Source organism: Pinibacter soli (assembly GCF_029961145.1).
In the GTDB taxonomy this organism is placed as follows: Bacteria; Bacteroidota; Bacteroidia; order Chitinophagales; family Chitinophagaceae; genus Pinibacter; species Pinibacter soli.
On record NZ_JASBRG010000007.1, the window covers coordinates 1,450,235 to 1,468,403 of the forward strand.

Consider the following 18,169-nt stretch of genomic DNA (forward strand, 5'->3'; position numbering starts at 1 on the left):
CAAGCCAACCAGCTGTTTGATTGTTTCGGTTGTGGGCTGGCCATATTCCTTAAGAAAAAGGACAAGCCTACCCTCCTGCTTTGTAGAAGGATCACAAACCAGATACTATAAGGTATATTTCTCTACTGTATTAACACCACAGTACCTTTTAATATTATAGGTTGACTGTCATTTTCTTTTTTGTATTTTATTACCCATACATAGGTAGCACTGTTTGCCGGCCTTCCATTGAAATACCCGTTCCAGCCGTTTGCAGGGTTATTGCTTTCAAATATACGTGCACCCCAACGGTTAAATATCTGCAAATTATAGGCGGCCATTTTACCACACCGAACAGGTTTAAATACATCATTTTTCCCATCGAAATTAGGCGTAAACGCGGTGGGCATTTCTATATCACATCTACTTTCGAGACTGCTTAAAACAACGTCCAGGTCTGAGCTGCATCCGTTTTCGCCTGTTACTCTAACAGTATAAATCCCTTCAGACAAGCTGGCAAACACACCTGAAGATTGCCTAAGGCCAGAGATGAGTTCCCAGTATTGCCCGACATTATCATCTGCGGCTTTTACTTCAAAAGAGCCTTTTATGTAGCCGAAACAAGTCGGTTCGGTTTTACCGACTAAGATTAATTGTGGCTTTGCTTTTACGATGGCAGTAACCCGCACTTTATCACTCTCGCAACCGGCGGCAGATTTGCTTGTACCATAATATACATAAAAAGCAGCTTTCTCTGTTGTAATCTCTGGTGCGCCCCCTAGTAATTTTCCGGTACTATCGTACCATTGCACATTTGTACCTATGGCATTTAATCTGTTCATGTTGTCACCCATGCACACTTCCATGTCGTTTGCAACTGGTATAGGTGCTAAAGGCAATACGGTTATGGTAATGGTATCACTATACTCTGTGGTGGTTGCATCCGTTACACCACGTCTGTAATAAGTAGTTGTGCTCAACTTATTGGGCGCATACATTGTATTGATGGCTCCAGCAATATTGATAAAATTAATGTTATCCATAGATGATTGCCATTGGTAGTAGTAGCTGCCGGAGCCGCCTGTGGCCACACTTACAGACTGCAGGGCGTTTGGAGTGAAGTTGCTACACGTGGTTTGACTTGCCGCTATTTTACCAGCTGTTAATGCAGCAACAACTGCGTCTTTTACTTCAATGCTTACGCTATTGGTTTGAGCCGCCGGACAACCCAAATCCGTGCTAACCATAAGGCGGTAAAACATAATACCGGGCGTTGCGACTGGTGTGAAAGAATTAGTAGTTGCACCTGCAATATCTGTAAAATTAATATTGTCAGCAGATGACTGCCATTGATAACCGTAGTTGCCGTCACCACTTGCGGCTGTTTCTTCCGTTAATGCAGTAACCGTTCCGCCGGCGACTACAACCTGGCTGTTGCCAATTGCACCAGCATTTATCTGCGGCAACACAGTTATTGTAGCAGTATCACTGTATAAAGTCGTAGCAGCATCCGCAACCTTTCTTCGGTAGTAAGTAGTAACGTTTAATGCCAAAGGCGAATAATCAGTATTGTTAGCCCCGGAGATATTAATAAAATTAATATTATCATTAGATAACTGCCATTGGTAAGAGAGACTTCCTGTACCGCCTGCAGCTGCGATTACAGACAGTAATGCATTGGGTATAGAACCAGCGCATACCGTTTGGCTTGCGGCTATGAACCCTCCAATTAATGGCGTGGCGGAGATATCTTTCACTTCTATGTTCACACTATTGCTGTACGCTACGGGACAACTGCCGGAACTTACTGCACGCCTGTAGTAGATAATGCCGGGCATTACTGGTGGTGTAAATGAGACATTGGCAGCACCAGCTATATCCGTAAAGTTAATATTGTCAGTACATGACTGCCATTGATAACCGTAGTTACCACCACCACTTGCGGCTGTTGTTTCTGTTAAGGCACTAATCGTTCCGCCGGAGGCTATTACCTGGCTGTTGCCTATTATACCCGCATTTATCTGCGGCAGCACTGTTATTGTAACAATGTTGCTGTACACAGTAGTGGCAGCATCCGCAACCTTTCTTCGGTAGTAAGTAGTGACACTTAATGCTAAAGGCGAATAGTCAGTAGTGTTAGCTCCGGAGATATTTATAAAATTAATATTATCGGTAGATAACTGCCATTGGTATTTGAGGCTTCCAGTTCCGCCAACTGCCGTGTTTAGCGACACCAATGCGTCAGGTACAGACCCCGCGCATATAGTTTGGCTTGCCGCTATAGATCCTCCAGTCAATGGCGTGGATGACATGCCTTTCACTTCTATGCTTACACTATTGCTGTACGCCGCAGGACAACTACCGGAACTTACTACACGCCGATAGTAGATAATACTAGGCGTTGCTGGTGGGGTAAATGAGATACTCGTAGCACCCGCAATATTGGTAAAACTAATATTATCGACAGATGATTGCCACTGGTAACGGTAGTTGCCGCCACCGCTTGCGGCTGTTGTTTCCGTTAATGCACTAACCGCTCCGCCGGGTGCTGTAACCTGGCTGTTGCCTATTGCACCTGCATTTACTTGAGGCAATACTGTTATTGTAACCGTGTTGCTGTACATTGTAGTGGTAGCATCGGTTACTCGGCGCCTGTAGTAAGTAGTGGTGCTTAATGCATTGGGAGTGTACACAGTATTTAGGGCACCGGTAATATTGGTAAAAATATTGTTATCCGCAGATGACTGCCACTGGTAAGTGAGGCTTCCAGTGCCGCCTGCCGCTGTACTTACAGACACCAACGTGTTAGGTACAGACCCGACACATATGGTTTGACTTGCTGCTATAGATCCTGCAGTTAATGGCGTGGATGACACTCCTTTCACTTCTATGCTTACACTATTGCTGTACGCTGCAGGACAACTGCCGGAGCTCACTACATGCCGATAGTACATAACGCCGGGGGTTGCCATTGGAGTAAATGAGATATCGTACGCCCCGGCAATATCCGTAAAATTGACATTGTCGGTGGATGATTGCCATCCGTAATAATAGCTGCCGTTACCACCACTTGGTGGTGCTGTTTCTGTTAATGGTGCTATAGTCCCGCTGCCCGCTGTTATCACCTGGCTGCTGCCTATTGTACCCGCATTTATTTGCGGCTGCATTGTTACGGTAACGATATTACTCGTGCTGCTACAAGAGTTATTTGCAGTTACGGCTCTCCTGAAATATGTTGTTGCACCAAGCTCACCGGGCTGGTATGTTTTATCGGTTGCGCCGGGAATGGCTGTAAAATTTATCTTATCGATAGATGATTGCCATTGGAGGAGGCTACCACCGCTGGAAGCCGAATATTCTTCTAGCAAATTAGGCTTACCTATACCGCATAATATTTGATCTTGTTTAACGGTGCCTGCTCCCGGAGATGGCTTTATTTGTACATAATAATTGGCTTGGCGACTTTCACATTTTCCGGGATCTGTATACGTAAATTGATATTCATTTACCCCAGCCATCAATTTATATATTGTTGGGGGAGTCGTACCTAAATAAAATGTTTTGTTACTATACCATTTTGTATTAGCTGCTGTAGGCATAGGTAATGGAGTAAAGTTCGCTTCCTGGCAAAAATATAGCGAGTCTGATAGAGACGCTTTTGTAGTATCCTTAATGGTAATACTTTTAAGAACTGTATCTGCACAACCAGCATCGCTTAAAGCAATTAACCTGACAGTGTACGCATCTTTCGGGTTGGTGTATGTATGTTTAGGCGATTCTGCTGTGATTGTGCTGCCATCACCAAAATCCCATAAGTATGTAAGGGTATTTTTATCATTGTATGTGCCCGCGGTAGTATAGTTTGTAAATGAAACTTCGGATCCTATGCATCCGCTTACAATACTTTTGAAATCGGCAGTAATAGTTTGTACACGGGAACTAACATTTACCTGCAAAGTAGTTATGTTGCTACAAGTGCTCGCGTTAAGGTAACCAAATGGATACATTTTTAATGTGTAGTTACCTTGCACAACTTCTAGTTTTCTGTTTGTTGAAACAGGCGTGCCGGGGTTGCCTGTGGAATACCATTCGTATGATTGAAACAAATCCGGTGCAACTAAAGTATGAGTACTCATCTGCTTGCAAAAGGGTTTATTAACCTGTATTATACCTGTATTATCAGGTGCTATATCTGTCCCATCAACATTTATTGATAACGGAGCAAATGGATAGCAATCCGCATCAAAATAAACATAACCCTTGTGTGCATTTGCTACACAGGCAGATGCTGTAACTTCCAGCGTTATCGTTTGGCCTGTATATTGCCTTAAATCGAAAGCAAGCACTTTCCAACCTGTATAACTGAGAAAAAAAGATTTCTCATTCCAAACAACTCCATCACCCTTTGGAAAAGGCATTGTATCGTTAATATAATCAACATAAAAAAGAGGGTTTAAGCAATTTTCGCTCGGTACGTGCATATCTACTGTGGAACAAGCTAATTCAACTCCTTTATTATCTTTCAGTTTTATGGAGAAATATGGCTGTTGTTTACAATCGTGAGGGGCAGAAGCCCCTAATACTCCTGCATAATCAACCATTAATAAAGGCTGGGCAGGGTCTACTGTAAAACTATTGGAGGCTCTGTAAACACCATGGGGGTCATGTGAAGGAATCGTACTGTCTCCTGTTGCGTACACTGAATCAAATCCCAGCCGTAAACTGTACCTGCTTTTGTTATAATTATCTATGGGGTAAGCAGTGAGTGCAGTTATATTCACATCCTTCAAGCCGGTGGTTTTATCTATAACAGATATCCCTTTGGTGGGCTGAACAGGAACAAGGCTGCAACACTGGCCCAAGGTTACGTCACCTGCAGAAAAAACCCATTTGGTGGTATTGCCGGTTTCAAAACTTAAATTATTCAGGTTGCTTTGTGCAAAAATTACGTTATAAAACAGGAATAAGGTTAGGGTTATTATTATTTGTTTCATGCGGAATGGATTAAATACAGGGTCCATATCTCCATTCATCTTGCCTGGCATCTTAAACTTCAAAATGTCTTTTCAACTTGCTTAGAATATCTCAATTCTTCAAAATAAGATGGAGCGATCTCTTGATTCTTTTGTCGCTCTAAACTATTGCCTATTTCCAAAACACTTTTATCAAAAAAGTCATTTATTTCCAATCAAAAAAATGAAACAGCGCTAGGCTGCCTTCGCTTCTATTATCTCATTTTAGTTCGCAAAACGCATGATTGCTTTCTGTATAAAAGCACACAATGCTATTACTACACAGCAAAGCCATTCTTGAGAGCAAGCGGCTGCCGGCTATTGCTTTCAACTTGTGCGCAATGCGTTCCCGGACGTTTTAGATAACCATGGGTGAAAAGTATAAAGAAGGTAGGTTGATAACGGACGCCGAATCCCCAAAAAAGGAGCGGTTAGGCATGCTGATAACTGATGATGGTTCCGAAAACAAAGGCGCCGTTACAGATATGCTCGCCAAACCCGGCATGCTTTGGAAAAAGATAATTGCTCAAGTTGATATTGTACAAAGCAATAGCATGGTGGAAGCTGCTAACAAAATTATCAAACACCGTTTTTTATATAAACAGTGTATTGCCTGCCTTGCCGAACTCAAAAATAAACTTCCAGCTATTATTGAGGAGTACAATAATACGCCACTTGTTAGCTTATCGGCTTATACTCCAAACGAAGTACTCGCCGGAAAAACACCCGACTTTAAAAGATTTGAAAAACAATTTTTCATAGCCAGAAAAAAAAGAATATCCGCTAACCAAAATGTTACGTGTGATACCTGCTAGCAAATCTTCTTAACCCAAAAGCTCTTTCACATAAAACAATCTTCTGTCGCTTTTAATAGCACGGGATTGGTATGCCTTATTGTTTACAAATCTTTTTTTTCAGAATAACTTTCCCGTTTTTTTAAGGCGACTACCCCTATTTTTTCCTTTCGAATTTTAGAAGAAATATCGAAGATTCCTCATAGACATTGCACAGCAGTGCACAGCAGTGGATACATTAACGATAACGACCACTCCATTCCATCAGAAAAATATCTTCCAACTCACCCAACCTCTCTTTAGAAATAACACTAAATTTGAAAGAATTTATTTTTGCATATTGAAGCAAATCTTCATCAATACTAAAATTCGCGTACTTTTTTAAATAGTAAGGATAATAAATCGGCCATATAAATTCTCCATCCGTAAAATAATCCAAATTCCCTATTGGCTTGTTTTCATTGTCGTAGATATAAGACATGACGCCAGTTAGAAAAATGCCCTTTTCTAAGTACTCGACAATTCTATTTCGAATATCCTGATCGTTATTTTCTGAAAACAACATTTCTTCTAAATGCTTTGCAGACCTGATATTTTCATCTTCTTCTTTAATAAATCCAACAAACTTCATAATAGTTAGATTTAAGGTGTGGGATTAAACACTTTATATTTACTTGCATCAGACGTTATAAATTTTCCAGATTTATCAACAAGCGTTTTTGCACTAGGGGCAATGACTTGCGTATTCGTCAAATTTGAAAGTTCCTGAGCAACACTACTTTTACCTCCTAAGCCCGCATTACAAGAAATCAATCTTATTTTATCGGTGCCATTATAACCGTTTTCAAGCATGGTTTTATAAAGCCCCTCCGCTCCAATCGGATTTCCATCGATATTAAACAATACACCAGGAGCTGCATTATCTCCATGAACAACGACATCAAACCATCCTTTTTTAGGCTTCAAATTCTCAAAACTTTTTAGTGTTGCAGCATCAGCTCCAAACTTACTACTGCCTAGCCACAACTTTCCAGCCCCTTTATATAAAGCCTTCAACTCTGATGCACCATCTACATATCCATAAAACTCTATTCCAGGAAGAATTAAATTATTAGCAGCATTCTTAAACGTTTTATTATCTGCCAGCCTCATCAATGGTGGTCTGCTACCGTCTGCATTGTATCCAGCGGCCTCAAACTGTCTCTCACTTGATGCTTTCCATTGAGCCGCTTCATATGGGCCACTTGGAACTGGCGACTGCTTAAGAACAGAAGGTGAATAGTTCGAATGTATTGCGGAAATGGTTCTTTGCGCTTCTCTTTTAGGAGCCTCTGCTACTGCTTGCTGCAGTAATGCAGGATTCATATTGTACCTGGTATTTGCAGTAGCATCTACTACAACTTCATTGTATATACCAAATTTGCCAGCAGGAGAATGTTCTAATCCATCTTGATCTATTCCATCGATTGGTCTGTTACTTCCAAACTGGTAAGTTGATAACCAAGGATATTTTATTGTAAGTGGATCCACACTAAAAAACCTCCCCGTCCTACTATCGCTGATCCTCATCCCATAATCATAAACATCCGTCCCTATTGAGTTGTCGCGCTCTTTACCATTGAAGCCGTACATGTACAATTCCGTTGATCCGCTCGACCCACCACCTCCTTGGTTTCCGGTTCCGGCATAACTTCCGTCTGCAATATAGGCTACAAATTCATCACTGGCAAGTGATTGGACCTCTCCCTCTAATACTACTCGATTTGATGCAACATATTCAGTTGGCTGGCTACTGCTTCTATTCGTTACCGACAAATCTACAGGTACAGTGTAACCATTCACCGTGGTGGTTCCACTCACCGTTGCCCCTGCCACACCAGATCCTATGGCAAGTGTTCTTCCCGGCATCGTCATTCCAAAAGGATAATAGTCTGTTGCTGTCAAAACAATGGGCTCGAAGTAATCAATTTTCCCACCAGTGATCACCGGTTTCTTCTTGTCGCTGATGGTGGCCAACACATTTCCTAAATGATTTGTGAGCTCATATTGCCTTTTGCCCCGTATCATTTCATCAGCGTATACAGTGCCTATGCCCGGTAGAGTGCTTGAGGCAATCTCCAGCGAACTGTTTAGTATAAGGTTCCTGTTAATCACCCCAAGCCTGCTGCTACCGTATATGGATTGGTCGGCCGCTACTATACTGTTTTGTTTAATGGTGTATGTGGTAAGCATGTTGCCTTGCGCATCCCGCACGTACCAGGTGGTTACAGGCCCGTCTGTTACTCCGCTGCCGCTAAGGGTTTTGCTGATGCGGTTGCCGGCTGCATCATAGGTATAATCTATGGTGATGTTGTTGCTTTTTGTTACTCTTTTTACTTTTCCGTACACTGTCCATTCCATTTTGTCTACGCCGCCTTTCGAGTCTTTCGTCATGTTACCAATGGCGTCATAGGTATAGTTGTGTACTGCCTGGCTGTCAATATCTGCTATGTAGGCGTCGTCTGGAACGGCATCCTTTATATGATCAAGTTTGTTGGTGCCATCGATGTAGTTGTATGTTAACCTATCCATTGCCAGGTTGCTACCAGCTTTATTGCCGTCGCGATCGTAACTTTTAATATTGCCGTTGGCATCGTAGGTTATTTTTTCTCCGTACACTCCTGCTGCATTTAAACCGGCCCAGCTATTGTTTACACTGTCAAATTTATTGTAGGCGTCCATGCTCCGTATCCTGTTGAGCTGGTCGTAGCCATAGTTATACAGCAGGGTGCCCAGGCCCTTTATGCCTACGCTCATGTTGCTGATATTGCCATTGTACAAAGCCTTGTAGCTTCCACGTGTTAGTGCGTCTACGTCTGTACCCGTTTCTGCAAAAGGCAGCACGGTTTGGTTAATGGCTTTATAATCTTCCTTGTGGTAATTCAAGGAAAAGCCGTAGGCATCTTTTGCCGTGAGTGAGCTGCTGCCCGCATCGCCTCCCATATCAAAAGCGGGGTTGAGTGCGGTGCTGTTTACGCCCTTTAACCATCCCTGCAACGTATACGCATAGTCTATACCTTGTACATTATTGCCAAGAACGGTACGCGCCAGCGGCCCATGCAGATAGTAATTGTAGGAGGCTTCTTTTTCTTCTACATTCTGGTCGCCTACAAATGCTTTGCGATGGGTGGTGTACACATTGGTTAGCCTATTTTCCGCGTCATATTCGTAGCGGTGGTACATTTCATCCTGTTTACCAGGCTGGTAGCTTACCATGTTTACTTTTCCGCTTACAAGATCGTAGCCATACGCGACCAGTTTAAAGCGGTTGTAGCCGTTGGCGGCCATGGCTCCGGTGGCATAGTCGTGCAGCAAGACATCTACGTTGCCATGAATATCGTAGCTGTAGTATGTTGCCTGGTCATGGTTGAGATAAGATGGCGCATTTGCAGCGTATTGCAACTGATCAAAATACTGTGTGTAACTTACCCGGTTCCTGAGGGTGTAAGCCTTTTGGTGCAAGGCTGTATATACGCTGCCAATGGGCGCCATATCATCGTATACTGTCCTGGTAACCTGTGTTTGCGGATACGTATTGTTATTATAATTGATCCAGTTTTGCAGTGAGCTTACATCACGTGCCATCGCATCGGTGATGGCAGAGGGTTGTTGCTTCTGCCCCGTTTCGGTAATGCGCCCAAGTGCATCGTACAGTGTATAACTATACAGGCTATTTTTCTTTTGTTCTTCATTTTTGCTTACGGCAAGTCGCCCCAGTTTATCGTACCAGAAATTGGTTTGGCCACCATCGGGTGAGTATTGACTCACGAGCTGGTTCAGGCTGTTGTACCTATACAATGTGTATAGCTTATGGAGCGGCGTTTCGGAGCCACCGGCTGCCCGTTTCTGCGCCACGAGCGCCAGCCAGGAGGGATCGCGGTTAACAGCAACGCCTGCGGGAGGCACTGTTTTGATAAGATTACCCGCCTGGTCATAGTAATATAACGTGTAATGATATTCGCTGGTGCGGCTGGTCATGGTAAGGGATTCATATGCCGCGGCAGACAAACATTTTTTGGTGTACTCATTGTCAAAATTGCCGAGCAGGGAATCCTGCCGGAAATTGTACACTTCCTGGGCAAAAGCATAGGCCATGGAAGTGGAATCTTTACATGCATTGGGCAATACACTTGCCGGCAATGGCATGAAAGTGGGCTCGGTATTGTTGCCGCAGAGCAAAAGGTCGGATGCATAAATTTTTGCGTGAGCTGTTGCAACCGGCAGTATGGCCGATGTTCCGTTTGCCCATGTAGCATCATTTTCTATCGTTAATCCTTTGCCTTTACCACTTGCATCATATAGAAAGGTTCCATTGCCCTCATTGAGTGGCCAGTAAGCAGCGAGATTATTGTCGTTAACATCAGCAGTTGTGCTGTTCATATCCAACTGTATCTGGGCCTGCGTTCTGGAATTGTTATAGATGCGCACTTCGGCCAGATAGCCATCCATCCCACCATATATGCCTCCAAATAAGCCATAGCTTGGAAACACACCGGCTTTAATGGAGGTTTCGCCTGTTTGTACCAATTGACCATTGATGTATATCTGGGGTTGTTTGTTGGTATATACCACGGCAATATGTGTCCAATCTGTGAGATCACCTGTCCAAACTGCTACTGCCGGCATGTAGTTGGCAGAATGCTCATAAACACTTACTCCATTTGTACCCACGGAAACACCGGCCCCGGCCATATTCGCATTCCCAGTGATGAGGCCGTAAGCTGGTGCGATGGCATATTTCTGCCCGCTAAGGCCATCGTATCCCCAGCCGGATTCCCAATCTATTTCATGGGCAGAGGTGGGTTTTGCCCAGAACTCCATAGTGAAGTTATTGGTGATACTGGTAAAACCAACATTTTCGTCATATGGATTTCCGCTGAGTTGTAAATAAGCTCTCTCCTGTTCTTTTGCACCACAACCCGGTCCTGCGGCTGCACTTGTGCAATCATCGCTAATAACTAGTTTGCCTTTGGAAGCATACAATGCCTTTATAGCGGCAATGTCCATATAGGTGCCCAAAGCATTGTTTACAAACGCGGCAAACACATCGCAACGCGAAGCGGTGTAGGATACGTTTAATGATGATTTTTTCGACGCATCGGAGCAGGAAGGGCCGCCGAATTGTATGATTTTTTGCAGGCTATTTATAACATTCTCATCGTTGAGCCTGTATTGCACCGGATAGTTAATACCGGTGTTCTTTATATTAGCATACATCGATGAAACAAGTGTTGTCACGTTTTGTGCCGAATAATTCTGGTTGCTCCAAAAGTCATTTGGATTGCCGCTATTTACCTGTGCCGAGTTTGTAACCGGAAGATTTATGGCCGACATTCCGGCATAGTTCCCCGGCTGAATATCAAATGTATTTCTTGCAGGAATATAGACTCCCTTTACCGGTTGTAACTGCATATATGGTGACTGGCTTACGTCACGAAAATGGGTCGCAAACAAACCATAGAACCTATACGCGTACAGATTGAGTGTGGCATTGTTTATATTGGCATTTTTAGGCAGAGCCGCCAGGTTGTATGTATTGGCTGTCCGTTGTGTAAACCATCCCGGATAACACCAGGTGGCTGCAACAATACCATCTTCATTGGATAACACTGTACTAACGTTAGACTTAATGAGTATTGACTTTATAATGGGCACACCAATGGTCTCTGTAATGGAAAGCTTGTCAGCAGCATACTTTGCCATAAATCTGTTCCAGATGTTTTGTAAAGTATCCTGTCGTACGGCCACGGTGTCATTCCATGGCAGCTGGTTCAATTTATAGCCACAGCTATTGATCAACCAGTCCGCAAAGTTTAAATAGGTGTAGCCATATCCCACCACGTTTAAATGCTCGCTCATGTACCATTCAAAAAGCTGTTTACCATTCATAACGGAGTCTCTCCAAATGTAGACCGGCGTTGCCATCTGATTTAGTTTGGGAGCCGGCGGTGGTGGCAGTATGCTGTCACCGCTCATCGTTACTTCTCCATTTGAAAGCGCAATACTGTTCGCCACTACTTTGGCAGACATCATCGCGGGAAGCAGGTAAGCTGTTGCGCCTCCTTTTGTTAAGCGATCATTGGCCTGCAATATCGTCCACGTTGTGTTGCTATTATTTTCCTGCTTCAATACCTGCTTATCCGTGGCGGCAAGATAGGATGGCGAATCACCAAATACGTACATATGCACCGTCGCACCTTTGGTATGATTTGGAAATTCTACTATGAAGTTTTGATAGGCATTGATGAGGTCACTGCAATCTATCCATGTTGGTTTTGGAACGCCTGTCGACGGAAATGTAATAACATCCGGCATGCAGTTGCTTGCGCTATCAACAACATCAACAGATCCTGCATAAGCTCCCGGCGTCTTGTTACATTGATCAATAAAATTGAGATAGTCTGTCGCTGTTTTGCCCAGCCCGGTTCTGTCGTTCATATAACCTGCGAAGAATATATTTTTCTTTGCAGTGTCCTCGTCAGATGTGGGCGTTACGTTGAAATAAGCCGATTTAAAATCGCTGAATGCATTGTTTACTTTTTCACAATCGGCACACACGCTTTGCACATTGCCGCATTGCAATACGGGAGGCAAAATAACCGCCATCGGAATGCGTGTACATTTCAGTTCATCATTACACATACGGCGCAGGCTATCGATGGCACCATCTGTTATGTTTGTTTTATACACCGATTTCATGAAACTGCTCATGGTTGGATATTTCGACTTGTAGGTGCTGTTGTACACCTGGTATAAGCCACTAATATTCTTGCACTCGCAATCGGTAGGTTTTGCAGACACAGGCTCGTTGACACTAATGAACGGCTTTTCATAGGGGCCGGGGGCATCTATGAGCGTACCATTGCAAATAGTAACATCGGTAACGATGCGGTCTGCATTATTTTTGGCATAGTCTATAATGGCATCATTAAAACTTCTGAAAGAAGCTGTGGCACCGGGTTTGATGGTGCTTGCGCCCAATGGATGCGTTGCGTCGCCACCTGCTTTGCAGACTTCTACCAGGCGACTAATGACATTATCATAGTCTTTTGCTTTGTCAAACCCACAATCAGCTGCTTCCAGCTTGCTCCACCAATAGTCGGCATAAGCACGGCAGTTGGCATCCACCGAACTTTGTAAGGCTGCTTTCGCTTGCTCCGTCAGTTGTACCGGATCAGTTGGATAAGGATCAACACCCTTTAACGAATCTTTGTTAATGTATAAGCGGGGATCCGGGAATATTCTGAAATTGTCATCTACTACCGGGTGGCCAACCGAGAACAGGAAAGCGGCTGTTAACATCCCTTTTTTCGCGAGGTAAATGGTTTTGAATTTATTCCATGCATCATCCAGTTCAGTCGGACAAAGAAGTGAAGTATTAAAAACGTTGGCGGAATTGCTGTAGGTGTTGATGCAGTTTTTATCCATAATTCCATCTACCAATCCGCATTTTGCCATCATGTTGCTTAACGACCAAAGATCGGCATAAGCGGAAGGCTTACCATTTGCAAGGGCAGTTACTACTGCTCTATTTATGGAATCCGTCATTTGGCCTTTATAACGCTGACCAATACCTGCAAAAAAGGGATCAGCATTTCCATTGGATGCAAATTTTTGGGCGTTGGGTGTCCCCATAGTTAAAGGGTTCAAATATCCTTTCTGCACTGCCTCATCATAAGTGGTGACGGCATTCATTGCATCATCCCAATCATTGCTTGCTGTCAGCAATTTATAATTCTGATATACGTTGAATTCAGGATGGTTCGTAATGGCATCGTCCATGCTCAATTCCTCTCCCGGTCTTAAGGGCCGGTTGTACTTAACTTCATAGGGCCCTCTTGGTTCCATTTGATCATACATGGCCTGCCTGTAGTATTCATAGTCAGGTGCCTTTGTAAACTGTCCATTGGTACTGCAATCACCAAGCTGCTGCTTCACTACGGTCATTTGCTGGTTGTAAATGTCCTGAAATGTAGTCTTGCTGTTATTGGGCATGTAAATATTATCGCGATAATAATTTTTGCCGTACTGGCTAATGGATAACTCTTTGGTTATAGTGTAAGAACCTTCAGGAAGCACCACATCAAACGATTGAGTAAGTCCCTTTGAAGGATCCGCGCAATTGCTGTTTATCTCGTCAAGCGAAAAGTTTGACTTTGTATAGACAAAAGGCTTTCCGTCTGGCATGTTTTGATTATTGCATTCATCCGCAATGGTGATAGTGAGGTCATACAAACAATCATAGCAAATTGGCTGATTGTTCCAGTTGGCCATGGTTAATGTTTGCGGGTTCAGCGAATACGTGAAGGAGATGGTATCTTGTTGCGGCACAAGCAAAGTGCGGCTAAATACAATGCTGTTATCTTTTGAGATATTATTTACCGGAGTAAGCAGGCTTTCTGTTTGGCTTGCATAAGCATAGCTGTCTAACTGCGACACATTGGGCGGAGCGGCTCCTGCTAAAGCTGTTGCTACGGTGCGCCCTTTCATATCCATGTAGCTAATACTGTACTGGCCGTTTGCATCCCGCACCATGTTTTTTTGATAGTGTGAGGCGTCTCCTACTTCTGTACCAAACAGAGCATCGAGATCCATTTGGCTTGCACTGCCATAATAGTATTTTGTTTCGTGTGAACTTCCCAAACGAAAGCTTTCTCCGACCCCACCTTGTGCGGCGATGCGACCCGTATTATCCTGCGTGTATTTAGTTTCAGAAAACGGAAATGTTTTCGCATCCGGTATGAACTTATTGATTCCGGTGTTTTTATCAGGGTTTGCCGGTGAGTAATATTGCGAGGCGCCATTGTCGGTGCCCATGCCGGGAGCAGCACCATTGCAATAATCCGCATTTGCTGCCAGGCCGTCATACAGGTCCTTGGTATACTCTGAGCCGGGTGCATTCAAACTGGTTACTGTTGGCAAATAACGGATGGGACTGTATATGGTTGGCGCAGGCAAAACTGTAATGGCGGGCCTACCCTGGTTGTCATAGAGGGTTTCTCCCACTATGTTTCTGTTGGTTGTATTGTCGGCTGTTACCGTTTGTCTCTCCCTTAGCGTACCGTCATAATACTGCGCCACACTTTTGCGTTTTCCTTCTTCAGCAAACGAAGTGGCAGTTTTCCAGTTGAGGTTGTTTTCGTGCCCGATATAATAATAAGACCCTAGCCCATTTGCGGGATCGTATTCCGAGCTCCATTTTGACGTGAGCCTTTGGCCATCTGCCAGCTCCTGTACGGCGCGATACCTGAAAAACACATAGCCGTTATCGTTAAATAATAGGGGTATGCTATACGTAACATCCTTAACGGTTACGCGTGTGGCATTGTTTCTAAAAACATTTTGCGCAAATGCAGCCGTTCCTGAAGTACCGTATCTGTTATCTGCATAGGCCTGGCTGCTTATATAGGTCCATTCAAGATCATATGCCTTTGCCCATTTGCTGGCGGACCAATTGATATTAACAAGACCTCCACTGCCATTGGTGCCAGTTGCATAACCGGAAATGGGTCTTAGTCCGCAATCTGTACAATTCATATCATAGTTCCTGTCAATGCGCAGATCATTGGTAAGGACAATCAATGTTTTGGCAACTTGAACGTCAATGTTAGATTTGTCGATGGCTATAATTTCAACTTTGACACTTCTTCCGCTCGTGAAATAGAATACGTCGTTCTTCTTATATGGATTGTCTTTACTGTAGGTTATTGTAAAGTCTCTGGTTGTTGTGTTTATGATGTTAGGATCATTTTGAGACACTGAAATTTTAGCTCGAACAGTAATACTGCAAGTATCGGGCAATGGTGCCGCACCCGGCTGAAACTGTTCGTTGAATGCCAGCGATACTATATTGGTAATGTCGTTGGTTGCAGTAACGGCAGGTTTCGCACCCGGATCAGCCAGGAGTACATCGGTCACCGTCAACACGTCGCCAACATTTAGCGGATTCTGTGCACCATTGAGCGCCTTGGTATATTCTTCATATTTCCATTGTGCCGATACATTGTTATTGACAACTAAACCACCCAATAATAGCACCCAAAAAACAATTCGTTTCATAATTAGATTGTTGAATCTTCTGCCTGTTACTATTTGTAATAAATCTCGGTAGGTATTTGATGCGAGGGCTACTAACGGCAATGGGGATCCTATTAACTACTAATTATTATTCAACACAGGAATGATTTTATACCCGGAGTAAGCTGCGGTTGGATAAAAGGCATCCCCTACTTTATAAATGAATTTTGATTCTCCAAAATATGGCAAGTCATTCTCTGTAGCATTTGTTTGATTGAGCGTAATGGTTGTAACTCCGGTAATAGGCCTGCCGACACTTGCGCCACCACAGCCAATCCCTGCCGAGGCAACCGTACAGTCATTATTGATTTCTAATTTTCCCGCATACTTGTATATGTCCTTCACCTGATCATTCGATAGATTAAGCTTTAGCGTGTTGTTTACAAAAGCAGTAAATACATCCCAACGTGCAGCTGTGTAAGAAATATTTAATGACGGGCGTTTAGCCGGGTTGCTGCATGAAATGCCGCCGAACTGCATTATTTTATAAACATACCCTTCGTCGTTCATCCTGTACTGCACAGGATAGTTAATGCCAGTGTTATTAATGGTTGTATACATAGAGGCAATAAGCCCCGTTATTTTCTGCCCGTAATAGTTCTGTTCGCTCCAAAAGTCATCAGAGCTCTCGCTGGAGATTTGCGTATTGCTGAGAGATGGAAGATTTACTGCGGTTATGTTTGTATTGACTTCGGGTTGCAACTCAAATGTGGTTTTACCGGCGACATAAATACCTCTCACAGGTTGTATCTGCATAAATGGATATTGGCTGACATAGCGGAATTGGCTGGCGAATAGTCCGTAATAATTGTTGGCATATAAATTAAGGGTCGCACTGTTTATAGTAGCATTTTTGGCCAGCATTGATAAATCAAACGTAGCGCCGGCTCGTTGAACAAACCAAGTGCCGTTTGTCCACGTACCGGCCACTATACCATCTTCATTTGCGACTACTGTGGGCATATCTGATTTGATCAGCATTGAATTAACAATAGGGACATTAATCGTTTCTGTGATGGATAATTGATTGGAAGGATATTGGTTCGCAAATTGGTTCCATATATTTTGCAAGGTATCAGACACTATCGCTATATCATTGCTCCATGGCAACTGATATAGTTTATAATTACAAGTATTAACCAACCATTCAGCGTATACCTCAGCTTTATAATTTAAAGCCAAATGCTCATTCATGTACCATTCAAAAAGTTGCAAACCATTCATCGTAGAATCAACCCAGTTGCCGGCAGGTGCGCCTAGTAAATTTACTTTGGATGCCGGTGGCGGAGGGGTGATAGAGTCGGTTACGAGGTTTGGAGTGGCAGTGAACTCATCCATGTTATTCGGCCCTCCCTTTGCTTTACTAACTGCCAGGGAATATGTATAACTGAAATTACCCGGTTCTTGCATCAAAGCATACACATCGTTGTGCCGATAGTTTTTTACACTATTATATGCAGAACCTTGAGACCCTGGCACAAACATATGTACGGTTGCACCTTTTGTATGCCCGGGAAATTCTGCAATAAAGTTCTTATAGGTTTTGATCAGTAACGCAGGCGTAATAGATACAGGCATAGTTGTTCCGGTAGAAGGAACAATTAATTGATTCTGCATATTATCGCATAAAGTATTCTGATCAGGATAGTAAATGGTGTTATAATAATAGGCGATGCTCTTCAGCAAATGAGTTGTGGAATCATATACCATCTCAACTTGCTTGTAGGGCATGTTTGGCAAATATTGAATGGTAAGTTTTTTATAAATGCCCCCGGCATTTTTTAGTATAAGATCCTGCAAGGTTGATTCGTTGTATATGGAATCCAACAGCGGTATATTCAGTGCTCTTGAATAATTAAGCTTATTGCTTATATATATGTTTTTGCTATCGTGATCGATTGAGATATAATATTGGTTTCCCTGCAAATACTCCATACTACTGTCGACAATACCCCAGAACATTTTATCAAACATTTTGTATTGCCCCTCCTTATGCTCCAGTGATGTTGACAAGGCGGCACTATCGGCAAAATCGTAAGCTACATTGTAGCTAAGCAGATCGGTTGATTGATAAGCATTTCCTATAGCAATCATTTCCTTAAATGCATTGGTACGACTTGCCAGCCTTATTCCCAATGGCTGCATTTCCTTTTGGGCTTGAAGCGCATTTACACCTGCCGACAGGCTCATGCTCAATACAGCTACTATCAACGCTTTCAACAGGTATCGCATATTTTTACTTTGAGTCATTTTAATAAATCAGTTCTT

At 43.2% G+C, this 18,169-nt stretch carries 5 protein-coding genes; 1 reads left to right on the forward strand and 4 read right to left on the reverse strand.

Annotated elements, in window-relative coordinates; genetic code table 11:
- Nucleotides 1-122: 122 nt before the first annotated feature.
- Nucleotides 123-4,973, reverse strand: coding sequence for a T9SS type B sorting domain-containing protein (locus QJ048_RS16455; protein ID WP_282335493.1), 4,851 nt, complete (start codon nucleotides 4,971-4,973; stop codon nucleotides 123-125).
- Between the two features lie 455 nt (nucleotides 4,974-5,428).
- Here QJ048_RS16455 and QJ048_RS16460 point away from each other — a divergent pair, with 455 nt between their 5' ends.
- Nucleotides 5,429-5,806: a hypothetical protein gene (locus QJ048_RS16460; RefSeq protein ID WP_282335494.1), complete on the forward strand. Its 378-nt coding sequence runs from the start codon at nucleotides 5,429-5,431 to the stop codon at nucleotides 5,804-5,806.
- A gap of 217 nt (nucleotides 5,807-6,023) precedes the next feature.
- Here the strand turns inward: QJ048_RS16460 and QJ048_RS16465 are convergent, their stop codons facing one another.
- The 3 genes from QJ048_RS16465 to QJ048_RS16475 form a co-directional block, all read right to left on the reverse strand.
- Nucleotides 6,024-6,416 carry a hypothetical protein gene (locus QJ048_RS16465; protein ID WP_282335495.1) on the reverse strand — a complete coding sequence of 131 codons (393 nt, stop codon included), beginning with the start codon at nucleotides 6,414-6,416 and terminating at the stop codon, nucleotides 6,024-6,026.
- A gap of 11 nt (nucleotides 6,417-6,427) precedes the next feature.
- Nucleotides 6,428-15,883 carry a LamG-like jellyroll fold domain-containing protein gene (locus QJ048_RS16470; RefSeq protein ID WP_282335496.1) on the reverse strand — a complete coding sequence of 3,152 codons (9,456 nt, stop codon included), beginning with the start codon at nucleotides 15,881-15,883 and terminating at the stop codon, nucleotides 6,428-6,430.
- A gap of 99 nt (nucleotides 15,884-15,982) precedes the next feature.
- Nucleotides 15,983-18,133 (reverse strand): hypothetical protein, encoded by a 2,151-nt coding sequence (locus QJ048_RS16475; RefSeq protein WP_282335497.1) that lies wholly within the window; start codon nucleotides 18,131-18,133, stop codon nucleotides 15,983-15,985.
- Between the last annotated feature and the right edge of the window lie 36 nt (nucleotides 18,134-18,169).

Excerpts from the sequence above, each read along its gene's own strand:
- QJ048_RS16455 (WP_282335493.1), bottom strand. The coding sequence starts at position 4,973 with ATGAAACAAATAATAATAACCCTAACCTTATTCCTGTTTTATAACGTA.
- QJ048_RS16460 (WP_282335494.1), top strand. The coding sequence starts at position 5,429 with ATGCTGATAACTGATGATGGTTCCGAAAACAAAGGCGCCGTTACAGAT.
- QJ048_RS16465 (WP_282335495.1), bottom strand. The coding sequence starts at position 6,416 with ATGAAGTTTGTTGGATTTATTAAAGAAGAAGATGAAAATATCAGGTCT.
- QJ048_RS16470 (WP_282335496.1), bottom strand. The coding sequence starts at position 15,883 with ATGAAACGAATTGTTTTTTGGGTGCTATTATTGGGTGGTTTAGTTGTC.
- QJ048_RS16475 (WP_282335497.1), bottom strand. The coding sequence starts at position 18,133 with ATGCGATACCTGTTGAAAGCGTTGATAGTAGCTGTATTGAGCATGAGC.